This is a genomic window from Actinomadura scrupuli (assembly GCF_050971785.1).
In the GTDB taxonomy this organism is placed as follows: domain Bacteria; phylum Actinomycetota; class Actinomycetes; order Streptosporangiales; family Streptosporangiaceae; genus Actinomadura_E; species Actinomadura_E scrupuli.
Window position 1 is genome coordinate 380,305 of the sequence record NZ_JBPCCU010000007.1, and the last position, 17,506, is coordinate 397,810.

General features: G+C 70.4%; 11 protein-coding genes and 1 pseudogene. 3 read left to right on the forward strand and 9 right to left on the reverse strand.

The genetic code is table 11. The annotated features are described in order from the left end of the window. The first annotated feature begins 5 nt into the window (after positions 1-5). Positions 6-1,199 (forward strand): CaiB/BaiF CoA transferase family protein, encoded by a 1,194-nt coding sequence (locus ACRYCC_RS30110; protein ID WP_433817107.1) that lies wholly within the window; start codon positions 6-8, stop codon positions 1,197-1,199. Here the strand turns inward: ACRYCC_RS30110 and ACRYCC_RS30115 are convergent. Further along, positions 1,166-4,366 carry a glycoside hydrolase family 2 TIM barrel-domain containing protein gene (locus ACRYCC_RS30115; RefSeq protein WP_433817108.1) on the reverse strand — a complete coding sequence of 1,067 codons (3,201 nt, stop codon included), beginning with the start codon at positions 4,364-4,366 and terminating at the stop codon, positions 1,166-1,168. The genes ACRYCC_RS30110 and ACRYCC_RS30115 overlap by 34 nt on opposite strands. Before the next feature lie 298 nt (positions 4,367-4,664). Further along, on the reverse strand, positions 4,665-8,750 hold the full coding sequence (locus ACRYCC_RS30120; RefSeq protein ID WP_433817109.1) for a S8 family serine peptidase: 4,086 nt from the start codon (positions 8,748-8,750) through the stop codon (positions 4,665-4,667). An 89-nt stretch (positions 8,751-8,839) separates the two neighbouring features. Here ACRYCC_RS30120 and ACRYCC_RS30125 point away from each other — a divergent pair, with 89 nt between their 5' ends. Then, positions 8,840-9,796, forward strand: a complete 957-nt coding sequence (locus ACRYCC_RS30125; RefSeq protein ID WP_433817110.1) for a TrmB family transcriptional regulator — start codon at positions 8,840-8,842, stop codon at positions 9,794-9,796. A gap of 32 nt (positions 9,797-9,828) precedes the next feature. Here the strand turns inward: ACRYCC_RS30125 and ACRYCC_RS30130 are convergent, their stop codons facing one another. The 7 genes and pseudogenes from ACRYCC_RS30130 to ACRYCC_RS30160 all read right to left on the reverse strand — a co-directional run bounded on the left by ACRYCC_RS30130 (position 9,829) and on the right by ACRYCC_RS30160 (position 15,243). Further along, positions 9,829-10,668, reverse strand: coding sequence for an SMP-30/gluconolactonase/LRE family protein (locus ACRYCC_RS30130; protein ID WP_433817111.1), 840 nt, complete (start codon positions 10,666-10,668; stop codon positions 9,829-9,831). 102 nt (positions 10,669-10,770) lie between these two features. Further along, complete coding sequence (locus tag ACRYCC_RS30135; protein WP_433817112.1) at positions 10,771-11,562, reverse strand: arginase family protein; 792 nt, start codon at positions 11,560-11,562, stop codon at positions 10,771-10,773. A gap of 131 nt (positions 11,563-11,693) precedes the next feature. Beyond that, positions 11,694-12,254, reverse strand: a pseudogene (locus ACRYCC_RS30140) (enoyl-CoA hydratase/isomerase family protein); the annotation flags it as partial. A gap of 79 nt (positions 12,255-12,333) precedes the next feature. After that, a complete protein-coding gene (locus ACRYCC_RS30145) occupies positions 12,334-13,104 on the reverse strand; it encodes an SDR family NAD(P)-dependent oxidoreductase (RefSeq protein WP_433817113.1) in 771 nt (256 codons plus the stop codon). Between the two features lie 198 nt (positions 13,105-13,302). Further along, positions 13,303-13,653 carry a hypothetical protein gene (locus ACRYCC_RS30150; RefSeq protein WP_433817114.1) on the reverse strand — a complete coding sequence of 117 codons (351 nt, stop codon included), beginning with the start codon at positions 13,651-13,653 and terminating at the stop codon, positions 13,303-13,305. A 123-nt stretch (positions 13,654-13,776) separates the two neighbouring features. Beyond that, positions 13,777-14,448: a DNA alkylation repair protein gene (locus tag ACRYCC_RS30155; protein WP_433817217.1), complete on the reverse strand. Its 672-nt coding sequence runs from the start codon at positions 14,446-14,448 to the stop codon at positions 13,777-13,779. A 153-nt stretch (positions 14,449-14,601) separates the two neighbouring features. Beyond that, positions 14,602-15,243 (reverse strand): DUF1707 SHOCT-like domain-containing protein, encoded by a 642-nt coding sequence (locus tag ACRYCC_RS30160; protein WP_433817115.1) that lies wholly within the window; start codon positions 15,241-15,243, stop codon positions 14,602-14,604. A 194-nt stretch (positions 15,244-15,437) separates the two neighbouring features. Here ACRYCC_RS30160 and ACRYCC_RS30165 point away from each other — a divergent pair, with 194 nt between their 5' ends. After that, on the forward strand, positions 15,438-17,483 hold the full coding sequence (locus ACRYCC_RS30165; RefSeq protein WP_433817116.1) for a phosphocholine-specific phospholipase C: 2,046 nt from the start codon (positions 15,438-15,440) through the stop codon (positions 17,481-17,483). Positions 17,484-17,506: the final 23 nt, after the last annotated feature.

The window sequence follows — 17,506 nt, forward strand, 5'->3', positions numbered from 1 at the left end:
GGCACATGAAACACCCAGGTCCCCTGTCGGGAGTACGCGTTGTCGATCTGACGGCGATGGTCATGGGCCCCTACTGCACTCAGATCATGGCCGATATGGGGGCGGATGTAATCAAAATCGAGCCCCCCACCGGCGACAACACCCGATACATCTCGGTCGGGCCGGAACCGGGAATGGGAGGGGTGTTCGTCAACGTGAACCGCGGCAAGCGCAGCGTGGTGCTGGACCTGCGTTCCGGCGAGGGCAGGCGCACCTTGCGGGAACTCATAGAGCACGGCGACGTGTTCATCCATTCGATGCGCGCAAAGGCCATCACCGGACTCGGATTCGGCTACGAAGAAGTGGCCGCCATCAACGCATCGATCATCTACACCAACTGCTACGGTTACGGACGCCGCGGCCCGGACGCGAATCTCACCGCGTACGACGATACGATCCAGGCCGAGTGCGGCCTGCCGTTCGTGCAGGAGAAACTGACCGGCGAGGCCGCCTATGTCGGCACCATCATGGCGGACAAGGTGGCTGGGTTGACGGCCCTGTACGCGACCATGATGGCGCTTTTCCACCGCGAGCGGACCGGCGAGGGCCAGGAGGTGGAGGTCGCCATGTTCGAGACCATGGCCGCGTTCATGCTGGTCGAACATGCCAATGGTGCGATGTTCAGCCCTCCGCTGGGTCCTGCCGTTTACCCGCGTGCGGTGACACCCGACCGGAAGCCCTACCGCACCAAGGACGGCCTCATCTCCGCACTGGTGTACAACGACAAGCAGTGGTCCGCATTCGTCAACGCCGTGAAACCCGCATGGGCCGGCGAACACTTCGCCACCCTCGAACAACGAGCGCGCCGAATCGACACGGTCTATGCCCTGCTGGGAGAGACCTTCCTGCAGCGTACGACCCAGGACTGGCTCGGGCTGCTTCGGTCTCTCGACATTCCCGCCGCGCCGATCCGTACCCTCGACGAGCTGTTCGACAATCCGCATCTGAACGAAGCGGGATTCTTCGAGACGGTCGACACGCCTAACGGCCCAGTGCGCTTTCCCGGCGCCCCGACCTGGTTCTCGCGAACCCCCGGCCGTATCGCCGGTCCCGCCCCCAGGCTCGGCGCCCACACACAGGAGGTAATGGACGAGCTGGACACGGCCGCGGCGGCGGAAGACCTCCCTCAGGACGATCCGCGCACGGATGACGTGACCTGAGGGGCACCTCGATGGCGGAGTTCGGTGATCCTCAGGAAGCCGGTCGCGGTGCCCGGCGCCCGGCTCGTCATGTCCAGTTTGAGCTGTGTCGTGCGGACGGGGTCGAACGTGATGGTCGTCGGCCGGTTCGACGCGGCGGCCCAGGTGACGCGGGGGTTCCTGACCGGGACGAAGGCGCTGCCGTTCCAGTGGGTCACGCTGATCGCGGCCGGCAGGTCATGGGAGGCGTCGACCGTGAAGCAGGCCGTCACGGCACCGAGCATCCGGGGAGCCGGTGACGACACCGAGACCCAGTCGCTCGCATGGGCCCGGCTGAAGGCGGGCAGCAACGCCGTCGGCGCCTTGTCGTAGTGGTTGGACCAGCCCGTCGAGGGGTCACCGTCGAGCATGGCGGCGGGAAGGGTGCCGGGGGCACCGGAGTAGCTCGCGTCCGCGAGGGGCGTGCCCGCCGCGGGGCCGTTCGCCGGTGTTGCCGGAACCGCTGCCGTGGAAGACGCCGCCGTGGAAGACGCTGCCGTGGGGGCCGTTGCCGTCAGGTCGGCGGCGAGGGTCGCCGGCGCCGGTGTGGCCGAGAGGGTCACCGTGGCCGGGCGCAGCCCCGGCGAGGTCGCGGTGACGGTGATGGGGCCCGGCCGCCGCGTCGACCTGGCGATCGCGAGGGCCTTGCCGTTGAAGGCGGCCCTGGTGGTGGCCTGGTAGCCCTCCGCGTCCTCCTGCCTGCCGTTGTCGAGCCCGGCGAGCCTCCCACTGCCCGTGACCGTGAAACGGATGAGGTTTCCGGCGTCGGGGACCATGACGCCGTGGGCGTCGACGACCTCGGTGGTGAGGTGGGACAGCGATGAGCCATCGGCGGCGAGAACGGTCCTGTCCGGGGACAGCCGCAGTGCGGACGGCGCCGAAGCCGTGGCCACCTCGTCGGTGGCCACGACCTTGCCGTCCCGCATCGCCTTGGCCACCAGCCGTCCCGGCGCGAACGGGACGTTCCAGCTCAGGTGCAGCTTGCCCGCGCTACCGTTCGGGCTGGTGTAGCTGCCGGGATGGCGGCCCGAGCGGACCGTCTTGTCGTCACCGGTGGCCTGCGTCGTCTCGAGATACGGCGTGCCGTACGTCGTGGTCTTCCTGTCGAACCTCCGTACGCCCAGGGACCTGCCGTTGAGGAAGAGCTCGACGGTGTCGACGTTGGAGTAGGCCCAGATCTGGACGGGCCGCCCGGGGGCGTACCCGGTCCAGTTCATCGGCAGCAGGTGGACCATGGGCCGGGTCGTCCACTGGCTCCTGAACAGGTAGTACATGTCCTTCGGGAAGCCGGCCGTGTCCACCGCGCCGAAGAAGGAGGACTTGACCGGGAAGACGTCGTACGGCGTGGGCTCGCCTATGTAGTCGATGCCCGACCAGAGGAACTGCCCCGCGAAGAACCTGCGGTCGCGGTCCTTCTTCAGGCCGTATTCGCCGCTCATCGTCCACGGAGCGAGGTTGTTGTCGTAAGAGGAGGTTCCCCGTTTTCCGGGCGTGTGGTTCTCACCGGTGTTGAGCTGTTCGGGGTCCTGGTAGACGCCCCGGGTGGACGTTTCCGAGGAGGACTCCGACTCGAAGAAGAACTTCGTCGGGTACCGCGCGTGCAGCGCGTCGACCGAGGCGGCCGTGTTGTAGTTCAGGCCCATGCCGTCGAGCAGCCCGAGGATCCGGTCCTGGGCCGACCCGGCCTTCGGCACGCTGCGGTACTTGTTGGACCCCATCACGATGGGCCTGCTGGTATCGATCGACTTCACGTCGGCGATCAGTCGCTTGGCGATCGGCACGCCGACCGGCACGGACGTCGAGTCCGGGATCTCGTTGCCGATGGACCACAGGACCACCGCTGGGGAGTTCCTGGCGGCACGGACCATCTCCTTGATGTCGGCGTCGCTGTGGGCATCGAAGAAGCGTCCGTAGTCGTAGGCGACCTTCGGCCTGCGCCAGGTGTCGAAGGCCTCGACCATCATGACGATGCCCAGCCGCTCGCAGACGTCGATCATCTCTGGCGAGGGCGGATTGTGCGAGGTCCGCAGGGCGTTGACGCCCATGCTCTTCATGATCTTTATCTGCCGCACCAGCGCGTCCCTGTTGATCGCGCTGCCCAGCGCCCCCTGGTCGTGATGGAGGTCGACGCCCTGGATCTTCATGGGTCTGCCGTTGAGCGAGAAGCCGCCCGCCGGGTCGAATCTGAACCAGCGGATCCCGAACGTCGTCGTGGTGGTGTCGACCGTCCGGTCCGCCACCACGATGTCGGTCCGCAGGGTGTACAGGTACGGGTGATCCGTGGACCACAGAACCGGGCGATCGACCCGGATGTCGTCGACGGCCGGTTCCGCACCCGCCGTGGCCGTGGACCGGTGCGACGCGACGATCCTCCCGTCCGGGCCGCGTACCGTGGAGACGACGGCGACGGGCCGGGTGCCGCCCGCGTCGTCGGCGACGCTCGTCCGGACGCGTACGTTCGCGTACCCCTCCGCGTAGGTGCTCTCGAGGCCCGGCGTCGTGACGAAGACGCCGTGGCGGGCAGTGTGGACCGGGTCCGTGACCACGAGGTGCACGTGACGGTAGATACCGCTGCCCGAGTACCACCGGCTGCTGGGCAACCGGTTCCGGACCTTCACGGCCAGGACGTTGGGGGTCTTCCCGTCCGTACGGGCGAGCTCCGTCAGGCCGACCTCGAAACCCGTGTAGCCGTACGGGTGGTGTGCGAGCAGGTGGCCGTTGAAGTAGATGGAGGAGTCCATGTAGACGCCGTCGAACTCGACCGAGATCCGCTTGCCGGCCATCGACGGCGGCAGCGTGAAGGTCTTGCGATACCAGCCCAGACCGCCCTGCAGGAAGCCGGTGCCGCTGTCGGTGTTCCCGGTGGGGGTGGGGGTGAGCTCGATGCTCCAGTCGTGGGGAAGGTCGAGGCTTCGCCAGGCGGAGTCGTCATAGCCCGGCTGGGACGCGCGCGCATGAGCGCCCGCCGGGTCGGTGATGCCGTCCGGATTGACCAGGGCGAACTTCCAAGCCCGGTCGAAGTCCTGGCTGCTGCCGCCGCCCGCGACCTCGACGGTCCCCGTCGCGCCCTGCCCCCCACCGGCCCGCGCCGGGGAGAGGCCGGTGACGCACGCCAGCACCGCGGCCACGGCCGTGACCTTACGAAGCACGTTCCCCGACATCGAGCGCCCCCCGCCGAGCCGACAGATGCGATGAAGCGATCCCCCGTCTCCAGCCGGCCGCCGAGCCCCCTCCCGGCTACCCCGCCGAAGACACCGGACGACCTTGCCCAGATCGCACGAGCCAGGCATACATACCCCCGGAACAGCCGAATCCGGCCAGCCCCAGACCCTGCGGTGGCAAAGCCTTCAGACAGGGACATGTGCCGCAGGGATGGCGTACGGGCCCGCGCGCGAGCCCGTACGCCATCCCCGCACCGTGCGTCAGCGCATAGCCGCCGGCGCCGGGTCACCTGTCTCCCAGCGGGAGGCGGTGCACCCCGCCCTGTTCGGTACCGGCGTACAGCCACCTGCCGTCCGGGCTGACGCTCAGGCTGAGCACGCCCTTGTTCTGCAGGCCGGAGGAGATGTTCTGCCAGGTCCGCCCCCCGTCGGCCGAGCGCAGCACGCCTCTGCCGCCGAGGCGCAGTCCGTTCTCCCAGTGCGTGGACGTGCCCGCGTACAGCACGTCCGGATCGCGCGGCGACACCACCAGCGACGACACCCGCATCGACAAGGATCCGGCGTCGGCGGTGCGGAACGTACGGCCACCGTCGGTGCTCACTCGCAGCGTGGCGCCGCCGACCATGATCCGCTGTGGCCTCCTGGGGTCGATGGTGATCGCCGACACCGCGCCGTCACCGGTCTTGGTGATGTGCGCGCCGCCGTCGTCGGACCGGTAGAGGCCGTCCGGCGTACCGACCCAGACGCGGTCGGCGTCGTGCGGGTCCCCGGCGACCGCGTCGACCCGGTGCCCCAGGAAGTACCTGCGCCAGGTCCGGCCATCGTCCTTGGTGACGTACAGGCCGCTGCCGGCCAGGCTGGTGAATCCGACAAAAACGCGCCGGGTGTCGGCCGGGTGCACCAGCAGCGTGGTCGGCGTCTCACCGGCGTTGGTGACACCTGACCAGCTCACGCCGCCGTCGGAGGACCGCGACAACCAGAAGGAGCCGAACGCGTCCGTGCGCACCTTCCACAGCACGCGCGGGTCCGAGGGCGAGGCCGCCAGCTGGCGGATCGTGGTGCCGACGGTCCCCTCACTGGAGTTGCCGCTCCACTCCGGGTTCACGCTCTGCCCGGTCGGCAGCGAGGTCAGGCTGGTCTCCATGTCGGTGGCCGCGACCAGCGCCGGCGTGCCGTTCGCCCGCCTGCCCACGGCCAGCGCGTACACCGAGGTGCCCTGCACGCCGATCCGGTCGTAGTGAGCGCCGGCGTCCGTGGTCGCGTAGAGCCCGCCGCCGTCGGCCGACACCAGGGTGGCGCCGCCGAACCTGCCGAAGTCGACGTCGATCGGGCCCGGTGCGGGCTTGGGCAGCGCGCTCCAGACCGCTCCGTGGTCGCGGCCGACGAAATCCTGCTGGTAGGAGCCCACGTACACGGTGCCACCGGACAGCCGTACCGAGAAGGCGTCGTTGCCCTCCGGCGTGATGCGGTAGAGCACCTTCCACGTACGGCCGCCGTCCCGGGAACCGTGGACGGTTCCCTCGGCGGTCGCCGTGACGACGAGCTCGGAGTCCGCCCCGACGCCGACCGCCCCGCCCGAGTCGGTCGTGTAGACGTGCTCGGCGGGCGCGAGCTCGTTGCCGGTCGCGTGACGCACGACCCAGACTCCGGAATAGGTGCTCATGTACAGGTCGCCGCCGGCGAGGGCCGCCCCGGTGATGCCGGTGGGCAGCGTCACCGCGTGCGTGGTCCAGTGCGCTCCCCCGTCGTCGCTGCTGACGACCCCGCCGGCGGTCACCGCGACCAGCGCCCGGCCGTCCGACACCAGCGCGTCCACGTGCGTGTTGGGGAACGGCAGGGTCCGCCAGGTGCGCCCCCCGTCGCCGGTGGACAGCATCTTGCCCTCGTACGTCGGGTCGTAGGCGTCGATGGAGTCGGCGTACGCCCGGCCGTTCACCCCGTACCACATCCGCTTGGGGTCGCGGGGGTCGACGACGATGGTGCCCGTGCCGCCGGCCACCGGCAGCCGGTCGAGCTGCCGCCACTGCCGGCCCTTGTCGGTGGTGAGCCAGATCCCCGCCTTGCCGAGCTGGGTGAGCACGAGCTGATCGGGGGCGGCGGGCGAGGTCGCGAGCCGGCCCGCCTGCCCGTTCGGCCCGGCGGGCTGCCACCCGCCGTTCCCGGTCGCGGCCGGGATCACCTCGAACGCGCCGGTGCCGCGCAGCACCTGCCCGCCGGACGCGGTGGCCTGTGCCTCCAGCCGGTAACCACCGGCCAGGTGCCCGGTCACCGGCGCGCGGTACCAGCGATCGAAGTCGAGGGTGGCCGTCACCCGGGTACGCCGCCCGTCCGGGGCGGTCACCGTGACGACCGGCGGCCCGGCGAGATCCGCCGGGGCGTACAGGAACACCTCGGAGTTCCCATCGCTGGGATCCGGGCTGGTGCGCAGCAGCAGTGGCCGCAGCGCGAGCAGGTACGGCACGCGCAGCCTCCCGCCCACGGTCACCCAGCCGCTCACGTCGGCGTCGGTGCCGGGCCGGTCGGCCGTGGCCGTCACGGTGACGGTCGCCGTCCCACCGGCCGGTACGGTCACGACGCTCGGGCTGACCCGGACCCGGCCGGGGCTGCCGGCGGCCGCGGCGACGCCGAGCGGCGCTCTGAAGGAGGTGCGTCCCTGGTTGGTGAGCGTGACGGTGGCCTTCGCCGTCGTGGTGCGGTCGCGCAGGTCGGCCAGGCCGAACGAGACGGTCGGCGGCTGCGCGGTGACGGTCGCGTCCGCCGCGGCGGCCACGTCGAGCCGGCCGCCGCCCTGGGTCGTCGGCCCGCTGCCGGTCAGCGGCCTGGCGGCGCCGATGAGCGCTTCCGCGACATGTTTCGTGCCGAGCTGACGCAGCAGAGCGGCGGCGCCCGCCACGTGCGGCGACGCCATGCTGGTCCCCGACATCCGGTACTGGCCGTACTCCCAGAGACTCTTGGGCACGGTCGAGCGGATCTCGACACCCGGTGCGACGAGATCCGGCTTGAGTGTGTGCCGGGTGGTCGGGCCGCGTGAGCTGAAGCCGGCGATCTGGTCGGTCGCGTCCTTGCCCGTGATCGTGATCGCGACTTTGCCCTGCGCGCTCAGCCGGCCCAGCTCCGCCCACTGGGTGCTCTCCACGGCCATCACGACGATCTTGTCCATGCGCAGGTCGTCGCCGGAGGCGAGAGTCGAGGGAGAGGCCGGCTGCCCTCCGCTCCGGCCGGCGAACTGCGGGCCGGCCGACGACACGGAGTACGTCAGAGCGGCGATCGCGCCGCGCTTCTCGGCCTCCCGGGCGCGCAGCACGCCGTTGCCCGAGTCGGAGTAGGCGACGACCTTTCCGTGCAGGTCGCCGGCCTTGTCGAAGTCGGCCGGTTCGCCCTCCCCGACATCGACGAGGGTGCCGGTGGCCGGTTCGGCGGGCGGGCTGGCCGAGTAGGCGGCGCGCGTGGCCTGCAGTTCCTCGCCTGTCCGGGCCAGCCGGGCGACCGGTATCCGGATGCCGCTGAACGAGGCTCCGACGGCCAGCACGCCGTCCGCGGCGGCCGGCGTGCCGATCGTCGTCGCTCCCGGCCCGGCGTTGCCGGCCGCGGCGACGACGACCACGCCGGACTGCGTGGCGCGGGTGGCCGCCTGCCCGAGCGGGTCGGTGCCGTCGCCCGGGGCGCCGACGCTCATGTTGACGACGTCGGCGCGGTGCGGGTTGGCCGGGTCGACCGCGGCCTCCAGACCGGCGATGACGTCCGACTCGTAGCCGGCACCGTCCGCGTTGAGGACCTTGTAGGCGGTGAGGGAGGCCCCCGGCGCGGTCTGCGCGATGATGCCGGCGACGTGGGTGCCGTGCGCGTTGTCGTCGGTGGGGTCGTCATCACCGTTGACGAAGTCGTGGCCTCCGACGACCTTCCCCTTCAGGTCGGGATGGGTGCCGTCGATGCCGGTGTCGACGACCGCCACGGTGATGCCCGAGCCGGTGACCTTGCGGCCGGTGGGGTCCTTGCGCTGCCAGAGCCCGGGTGCGCCGATGAGGCTGATGTTGGCCTCGGCGGTCGTCTTCACCGGCAGGTCCGGGTAGACGGCCTTCACGCCGGGCAGCGCCCGTACCTTGCCGAGCTGACCGGCGGGGACCGCCGCGGCGACGGCGTTGACCAGCCGGGAGAATCGCCGTGTGGTGCGCAGGGTGACGCCGGCCCGGCGGGCGTTCTCGAGCAGGTCCTGTCCGGATCCGGCGCGCGCGCCGGGTGCGGTATCGAATTCGACGATGACCCGTTGGTCGGTCTTGGTCTCGGCGCGGGCGGTGCCGCCGATGGCGGGGACGAGAGCGGCCAGCAACACCGCGGCGGCCAGTGTCGGCCGCGATCTTCGATTCGTGAGCACCGGCCAAGACTGACCTTTTAGGACAAGAGTAAACAACAGTTATGTATGGCTCATTGCGGACGTTGGCACATGCCGGACAGGATGCGGCCATGTTCCAGGACGGCCGGATTCTGGCGCCGCTCAACGTGGCCGCGTTCGACGAGAGGGTCTACCGGGAGTTGCTGGGCGGGCCGGAGGCAACCGCGCAGGAGCTGGCGTCCCGGCTGCACTGCGGGCAGGACCGGCTGCTCAGCGCCCTGGGCCGGTTGCGCTCCCGCGGCCTGGTGAGCAGGCTCTCCGGCCGGCCACGGCGCTATGCCGCCGCCGAGCCGGACGTGGCGCTGGAGGCCCTCATCCGGGACCAGGAGCAGGACCTGACCCGGCTGCGTACGGCGGCCGCCGAACTGGCGGTGCGGTTCCGCAGGGACCGCGCCGGTCACGCGAGCGCGGTGGAGATACTCAGCGAGAGGGAGGAGGTGGCCCGCCAGTTCCTCCGGCTCCAGCACGGAGTCCGTGAGGACATGCGGATGCTGGACCGGCCACCGTATGCGCTGGCCGCCACCAATCCGGTCGAACCGGGCGCGCTCCAGCGCGGAGTACGCTGGCGCGCCGTCTACGCCCCCGAGTCCCTCGTGGAGCCCGGCGCGCTCGACGAGATCCACGCGCTGGTGGCGCAGGGAGAACAAGCGCGCGTGTCGGGCAGCATCCCGGTGAAGCTGGCCATCGCCGATTCCGACGCCGCACTGGTGTCGGTGCACCTGGAGCAGGCCACCCCGCAGGCCGCGCTGGTGCATCCGTCCGCACTGCTGGACGCCCTGGTCCAGCTCTTCGAGTTCACCTGGAAGCAGGCCGCTCCGCTCGGGGCGTCCCCGGGCTCGCCGCTCGACGAGGAGGACCGCCGGCTGCTGGCCCTGCTCCTCGCCGGGCTGAAGGACGACACGATCGCCCGGCGGCTCGGCATGAGCACCCGCACCATGCGCCGGCGGATGAAGCGTCTTCTGGACCTGCTGGGAGCCGAGAACCGTTTCCAGGCCGGCGCCCAGGCCGCGCTACGCGGCTGGGTATGAGCCGGGCGCGGCGCCGAGATGCCGCCCGGTGTCTACGGCCAGCCGGCGCCGGGGACCGTGACCTGGACGGAGAGCACTCGCCCGGTCCCGGGGGGAACCATCTCGGGCATGCGCCACTCGGCCGCCACGATGAACAGCGTCCTTCCGTCCTGGCCGCCGAGCACGCAGGCGAAGCATCCCCGGTCGACATCGACCGTCTGCAGGACCTCGCCGCCCTCCCGGACGCGGACGCAGCGCTTGTTGCCGACGTCCGCGTACCAGACGGCGCCCTCGGCGTCGGTGCAGATGCCGTCGGGATGGTCGTCGCCGGTCTCGGCCCAGACCCGGCGGCCGGACAGGCCGCCGTCCGCCTCGATGTCGAAGGCGGTGAGCCTGTTGGCGTACGACTCGGCGACGATCAGCGTCGAGTTGTCCTGTGTCACGGCCATGCCGTTGGGAAAGGCGACGCCGTCGGCCACCGCACGGGCCGAACCGCCGGGGCCGACGTGCACGACGAATCCGGGAGCGAACGCCTCACCGGCGAGCATGTCGAAGCCGATGCCGTTGACGTAGGTGTTGCCGCGACCGTCGATGACCATGTCGTTCCAGCCGCGCCCGAGGCCGTTGAGGTCGGCATGGGTCACCAGCGAACCGTCGGGTTCCAGGCGCAGCAGCAGCCCCCGCCGGGAGTCGACGATCATCAACCGCCCGTCGGGCTGCCAGGCCGTGCAGAGCGGAAGGGAGTCCACCCGGGCCACCACCTCGTGCTCACCCTCGAGGTCGAGCGCGATCACTTCGTGCGCCGTCCAGTCGGAGAAGTACAGGCGGCCGTCGTGCCAGCGAGGCGATTCGACCAGCCCGAGGCCGGTGATCCATATCTGCGTTTCCGGCATGGAAGACTCCCTGCGCAAGTCGGGTCCGGTGCGCCTTCAGCGTGACACTACGTGGTGCCTCCGACGGTTTCCGAGGTGCCGCCACGCGGTAGGCGCCGATCCTCAGAGGCGGAGCGCGGCGCCCAGCCGGCGGATCACCTCGGCCTCGGCGGCTTCGCCGGCGCCGCCGGACGGCGCGTGCTCCGTGATGGCCGCTCCGACCACACCGTCCACGCGGGAGACGAGCTCGATCAGCCGTTGCGCCGGCACCCCGTCCGGCTCGGGATAGCAGGTGGAGCCGAACTCCCCGGGGTCCAGGACGTCCAGGTCGAGGTGCACGTACACCGGGCCGGTGAGACCGTCGAGCACTCTTTCGAGGTCCTCGACGCCGTGCGTCCGCAGGCCGGTCTTCCCGATGTAGTCGTATTCCGTCGCGTCGCCCGCCCGGAGCCCCGCGTATCTCACCTGCTCCGGTGCCAAGGGGCGTTCCGGAACGAGCGGCGCCGGTCCCTCGCCGAGCAGGGCACGCACCACCATCCCGTGGAAGGCTCCCGACGGCAGGGTCTGCGGGGTGTACAGATCCGGATGCGCGTCGATCCACAGAACCGTCAGCCGCTCCCCGTACCGGTCGCGGGCGGCGGCGATCGGTGCCAGATCCACGCCGCAGTCGCCGCCGACCGTGACCACCACGTCGTCGATGCCCGCCAGTGCCTCCCGCGTCAGGCGCAGGTTCTCCACGAGGACGTCCAGCGCGCGTGTCCCGGTCTCGTTCCCACCGCCCGCTTCGAGCACCGGCACCGTGACCCGGGCGTCGGCCGGAATCAGCTCGGCGGCACGCCGGGCGCCCGCCACGAGGCGCGGCGCCTGCTCCGAAGCCGACCCCTGCCACTGGGGAACGCAGAGCACTGTCGTCATGCGGTCAGGGTACGGGCTCAGTCCCGGGAGCCGGCTCCGCCAGGTCGCGATGCCCCTCTGCGGCCGGCTTCGCCTCGACGGTGCCGATCGTTCCGGCGGGCCCACGGGCCGCCGCGGCGCCCGGCACGGGGTCAGGAGTCGGTGTAGCGGGGAGGGCGGCGCTCCAGGAAGGACGTGATCTGCTCGGTCTGGTCGCGGGTGTAGGAGGTGAGGATCTGGGTGCGGTTCTCCAGGTCGATGCCGGCCTGGAGGCTGGAGACCTCGAGCTGGCTCCAGGCGACCTCCTTGGTCATCCAGACCCCCATGGGGCTGTTGGCGCAGATCAGGGCGGCGGTCTCCAGGGCTGCCTCGACGGCCTTTCCGTCGTCGACGACCCTGTTGACCAGGCCGATGCGCAGGGCCTCGTCGGACTCGACGAAGCGGCCGGTGAGCAGGAGCTCGTGGGACCGGCCGGCGCCGATCAAACGGGGCAGCAGCCAGCTGACGCCGATGTCGCAGCCCGAAAGGCCGATCTTGACGAAGGCGGCGTTGAACCTCGCGGAGGTGGCGGCGACGCGGATGTCGCCGGCCAGCGCCAGGGCCAGGCCGCCGCCGGAGGCGGGGCCGTTGACGGCGCAGATGACCGGCTGGCGCAGGCTGCGCAATTTCGGGACGAGGGCGGCGATGGCCTGCTGGACGTGCATGCCCGCCTGGGGACTGCGGCGCCGCGCCTCCGCTTCCTGCGACGCGGCCGGGGAGGCGTCGCGGGGTGCCGGGCCGGCGGATGAGGCCTCAGCGGGGCACGAGGCCGCCGTCGGCGATGAGGACCTGGCCGGTGACGAAGCTGGAGGCGTCGCCGGCGAGGAACAGCGCGGGGCCGACCATCTCCTCCGGGTGCGCCAGGCGCTTCTGCAGGCTGGCGCCCGCCAGATGGTCCTGGAACTCCTGCGGGTTGTTGCGGACCATGTCGGTATCGACCGCCCCCGGGGCCAGGGCGTTGACGCGGATACCGCGCGAGGCGAACTCGGCGGCCATGGAGCGGGTGTAGGCCACCATGGACGCTTTGGCCGCGGCGTACATCGCCACGTAGGGAGAGAACAGGAACGCCCCGGCCGAGACCACGTTGACGACCGAGGCGTGCGGGCTCTCGGTGAGGTGGCCGAGCGCGCTCTGCACCAGGAAGACGGGCCCGCGGACGTTGACCTCCTGGGACTTGGCGAACGCCTCGGCCGTGAGCGAGCCCAGCGGCTGTGCCAGGGCGTTGGCCGCGTTGTTGACGAGGATGTCCAGCCCGCCGAAGGTCTCGGCGGTGCGCGTCACGAGGGCGTCCAGCGACTCCAGGTCCCCCAGGTGCGTGGGGACGCCGAGGGCGGCTCCGCCCATCGCCTTGAGGTACGCCTCGGTCTCGGCGCAGGCCTCGGGCTTGCGGCTGGCCACCACGACACTCGCCCCGGCGGCGACGAACCCCTCGGCGATCGCCCGCCCGATCCCACGCGTGCCCCCGGTGACGACGGCGACCCGGCCGGTCAGATCGAACAGGGACCGCAGCTTTTCGGCGTCCATGCGTCCTCCTCGACGTGAGGCCGGGGGAACGCGGAGTGTGCCCGGCCTCGTGCGTACTCAGTGACCTTCGAGGAAAGAGGATCGAGTGTCAATATTTGATAGAATCCGGCCCGCACGCACGGCACCCCTACCCCGACGGGGCGTCGCGGCGCCCGCGGCGAAGGGCCGAGGCCGCCCGGGCCCGCGAACGGCCGCGGCTCACTCGGCCTCACCGACCGGCCGGCGGAACTCCCCGGTGACCGGGATGTCCTCGTGGGTGGTGTGGGAGAAGACCGTCTGCGGCTCGGGTGTCACCATTCTCGCGGCGCGCACGGCCGCCCAGTAGTCCCGGGTGTCCTCGCGAGGACCGGCTTCGTCCGCTTCCGGCTCATCAGGCTCGGGTGATGATTCCCGATCCGCCCACCAGAGCAGGTCAGCAGGAAAGTCGATCACCACTTCGCCATTCTCGGTCGTCATGACAATCCGTTCCACCATCACTTCCACCTGCTTGACGGAAACGCCATCGACAACCTCGTACGGCGAATTGAAGCAAAGCCTGATCTTCGCCATCACTGCTCCCGCCCGCTCGGTTCCTCAGCCGTTGGACGACGTCAACGGCGCCAGAGTTCCGGGCGCCGATGCGGCCTGGCGTTATATTCAGACCGTTCAACTCTTTAGAACGTGACTCATTCGCTACCGCCGGCTCACCATCTGAGTCGCCGTCTCATCGTGCTGCCTGCGCACCATCTCGGTGATCCAGACGGGCGCGAACGGAGACGTGCAGCCCGGCGAGGTCGGGTAGTCCTTGAGCACCTCCAGGCGCTCACCGATGTCGATCGCACGGGCGCGGTGCTCGGCGTGCTCGATCCCGATCTGAGCCAGGCAGTGGTTCATCGCCCACTGCAGGCGATCCGGGGCGTCCTTCATCTCCGCCTCGATGACGTCGAGTAGTCCTGCGAGGTCGAGACCCTCGGGCTGCTTGGTCACGCGTTCGGTGGTCAGCGCCCAGCCGGCACTCGCGACCACTGGATCCGGATCGGCGGACCAGGCCAGGCGCAGCTCTTCGGCGTGCGGGTTCTTCTTCACCACGTAGTTCACGAGCCAGTCGTGCACCTTGGGTGTGCGCGCCTCGCGCAACATGACGTCCAGCTCGTCACGCTCGAACGCCTTCGGGCGGCAGATCAGGAGCGCCAGCAGTCTCGCCGCGGTGTCACCCGTCTCCCAGAGCCGGCACGCGAGTTCGTGCCGCGTCTTCAGCCGCTTCGCGAGCGCGCGCAGCCTGCCGAGGTTGACGCCATGATCGTCACCGTGCTTCTCGTTCACCTCGCGTGTCCTGGGGTCCTCGAGCCCGGCCAGCTCGGCCATCACCTCGGCCACCATCGTCTCGCTCGGCGTCGTCTCGGCCACCTCGGCCTCCTGTCCATCACGGGCGAGATTCAGCTGCCGTACACGCCGGTTCGGCGCCCGCCACGAAGCCCGGCGTCGCAGGCCTCCCCGCGTGGCACCCTGAACTCGGCCTCATCCGCCGGGACCCCGAGGGCTGGGGCGCCGCAGAAGCCACTGGACGAAGGACCGCCGCGGCGGGCGTGCCGTGAGGGAGCCGCTGTCGACCTCCCCGGACACATTGACCCGGAGAAGGACGGGAACCTCCGCGCCCCAGGTCTCCCGGACCTTGACGCTGCCGGCCCGGACGGCCACCTCGTCGGCGTCGACGACGACACCGGGAATCGTCAGCAGCTTCAGCGTGCCGCTGCGTACGATGGCGTCGATCTGGAGGGACGGCTGTGTGATCACCGCCTCGGTGAAGTCGAGCGTCACGTGGCCGCTGGTGACCCGCACCTCCATGCGCCGCGGTACGAGCCACCGGCCGACCCGGTCGATGCTGCCGCTGTCGCAGTCGATGCGGATCATGTCCTTCGGCTTCGGGGGGTGTACGCCCGCGACGAGGCCCGGTGCGGCCGGCAGATCCTTGGCCAGCGCCGCGAGATCGCCGTAGGTGCGCGCCGTCAGCGCCGTCTCCAGCCGTTCGTCGAGCTCTTCCGCGGTCAGCCGGCCGTCACCGGCGGCCACCCGCAGCAGCTCGACGACCCGGTCCCGGTCCTCGTGTGACACACGCAGTTGGTCATCATCTCGTCCCTGCGGTGACACTTCGCCCGTCATGCACATACTTTAGCCTTCCTGCTCCGGCCGGGCGGGTTCGCGCGAGGCTGAGACGCCTACCTCGTTCGCTCGGCTCTGATCTCCCCCCTCACCTGACGTTTTCGGCGGCTTAGCACTCGTGTCGCTGCACGTTCGTGGTCACCTGCTGACCTGGTACCTCTTCACATCCCTGCGGTTCAGGAGGCACCCCAGTCATGACGGAGCTCAATCGGCGGCGTTTCCTGCAAGTGGCCGGCGGGACCGCGGGGTTGTCCCTGCTGCCCAACAGCATCGCCCGGGCGGCGGCGATCCCGGCCCATCGCCGCAGCGGGACTCTCCGCGACGTCGAGCACATCGTCGTCCTGATGCAGGAGAACCGTTCGTTCGATCACTACTTCGGCTCGCTCCGCGGCGTACGCGGTTTCGGTGATCCGCGCCCCGTGGTCCTGCCCAGCGGCAAGACGGTGTGGCATCAGTCGGACGGCACGAAGGACGTCCTGCCCTTCCGTCCTCAAGCCGACGACCTCGGCATGCAGTTCATCGAAGACCTCAACCACGACTGGAACGGGGGCCACAAGGCCTGGAACCAGGGCAGGTACGACCAGTGGATCCCCGCCAAGACCGCGACGACGATGGCCTATCTGACGCGGGAGGACATCCCCTTCCACTACGCGCTGGCCGACGCCTTCACCGTGTGCGACGCCTACCACTGCTCGTTCAACGGGAACACGGACCCGAACCGCTACTACATGTGGACCGGCCACACCGGCAATGACGGCGCCGGCGGCGGACCGGTGCTGGCCAACGACGAGCTCGGCTACGACTGGACGACGTACCCGGAGCGGCTCGAGAAGGCCGGGATCTCGTGGAAGGTCTACCAGGACACGGGCGACGGTCTCGACGCGGCCGGCTACTGGGGCTGGACCGGCGACCCGTACATCGGCAACTACGGTGACAACTCGCTGCTGTACTTCCACCAGTACCAGAACGCCAAGCCGGGCGACCCGTTGTACGACAAGGCCCGGATCGGCACCAACGCCAAGGCCGGCCAGGGCCTCTTCGACATCCTCAAGGCCGACGTGGCCAAGAACGCGCTCCCCCAGATCTCGTGGATCGCGGCGCCCGAGGCCTACACCGAACACCCGAACTGGCCGGCGAACTACGGCGCCTGGTACATCGCGCAGGTACTGGACGCCCTGACCGCCGACCCCGAGGTGTGGAGCAAGACCGCGCTCTTCATCACCTACGACGAGAACGACGGCTTCTTCGACCACGTCGTGCCGCCGTACCCGCCCTCCTCGCGCTCGCAGGGCCTCTCCACCGTGAGCACCGCCAACGAGATCTTCCCGGGTTCGCAGCGCTTCGCCGCCGGACCGTACGGCCTGGGCCAGCGCGTTCCGATGCTCGTCGTCTCGCCGTGGAGCAAGGGCGGCTGGGTGTGCTCCCAGGTGTTCGACCACACCTCGATCATCCAGTTCATGGAGCAGCGCTTCGGCGTGCGCGAACCCAACGTCTCACCGTGGCGGCGCACGGTCTGCGGCGACCTCACCTCGGCGTTCGACTTCGCGCGCCCGGACGAGAAGCCCGCCGCCCTGCCCGCCACCGGCGGTTACGCGCCGAAGGACCACGTCCGGCACCCCGACTACGTGCCGGCTCCGCCGGCCGACCCGGCGCTGCCCCGGCAGGAGAAAGGGGTACGTCCCGCACGGCCGCTGCCGTATGCCCTGGGAACCGACGGCAAGGCGACCGGCGGACGGTTCAGGCTCGACTTCACCAGCGGCGGCAAGGCCGGGGTGTGCTTCTACGTCACCTCCGCTAACCGGGCGGACGGGCCGTGGACCTACACCGTCGAGGCCGGCAAGAAGCTGTCCGACACCTGGGAGACGGCCGGCACCCAGAACTCCTACGACTTCTCGGTCTTCGGCCCCAACGGCTTCCTGCGACGGTTCGCAGGCCGTACCGCGGGTCCCGAAGTGACCGCCCGCCACGACCGCGACCACGGGAACCTGCGCCTCGAGCTCACCAACTCGGGCGACTCCGCCTGCCGTCTCACGATCACCGACGCCTACGGCGGACGGCCGGCGACCTACAAGCTCCGGCCGGGCGGCCACGTCGTCCACTCGGCGGACCTGCGTCACAACCACTCGTGGTACGACCTGTCGGTGGTCTCCGACACCGACAGCACCTTCCTGCGCCGTTTCGCCGGCCACGTCGAGACCGGCAGGGCCGGCACCAGCGACCCGGCGATCAACGCGAGGTGAGACGGTGAGCGCACAGACCGCCG

Excerpts from the sequence above, each read along its gene's own strand:
- ACRYCC_RS30165 (WP_433817116.1), top strand. The coding sequence starts at position 15,438 with ATGACGGAGCTCAATCGGCGGCGTTTCCTGCAAGTGGCCGGCGGGACC.
- ACRYCC_RS30110 (WP_433817107.1), top strand. The coding sequence starts at position 6 with ATGAAACACCCAGGTCCCCTGTCGGGAGTACGCGTTGTCGATCTGACG.
- ACRYCC_RS30155 (WP_433817217.1), bottom strand. The coding sequence starts at position 14,448 with ATGGCCGAGCTGGCCGGGCTCGAGGACCCCAGGACACGCGAGGTGAAC.
- ACRYCC_RS30130 (WP_433817111.1), bottom strand. The coding sequence starts at position 10,668 with ATGCCGGAAACGCAGATATGGATCACCGGCCTCGGGCTGGTCGAATCG.
- ACRYCC_RS30145 (WP_433817113.1), bottom strand. The coding sequence starts at position 13,104 with ATGGACGCCGAAAAGCTGCGGTCCCTGTTCGATCTGACCGGCCGGGTC.
- ACRYCC_RS30150 (WP_433817114.1), bottom strand. The coding sequence starts at position 13,653 with ATGGCGAAGATCAGGCTTTGCTTCAATTCGCCGTACGAGGTTGTCGAT.
- ACRYCC_RS30135 (WP_433817112.1), bottom strand. The coding sequence starts at position 11,562 with ATGACGACAGTGCTCTGCGTTCCCCAGTGGCAGGGGTCGGCTTCGGAG.
- ACRYCC_RS30160 (WP_433817115.1), bottom strand. The coding sequence starts at position 15,243 with ATGACGGGCGAAGTGTCACCGCAGGGACGAGATGATGACCAACTGCGT.
- ACRYCC_RS30125 (WP_433817110.1), top strand. The coding sequence starts at position 8,840 with ATGTTCCAGGACGGCCGGATTCTGGCGCCGCTCAACGTGGCCGCGTTC.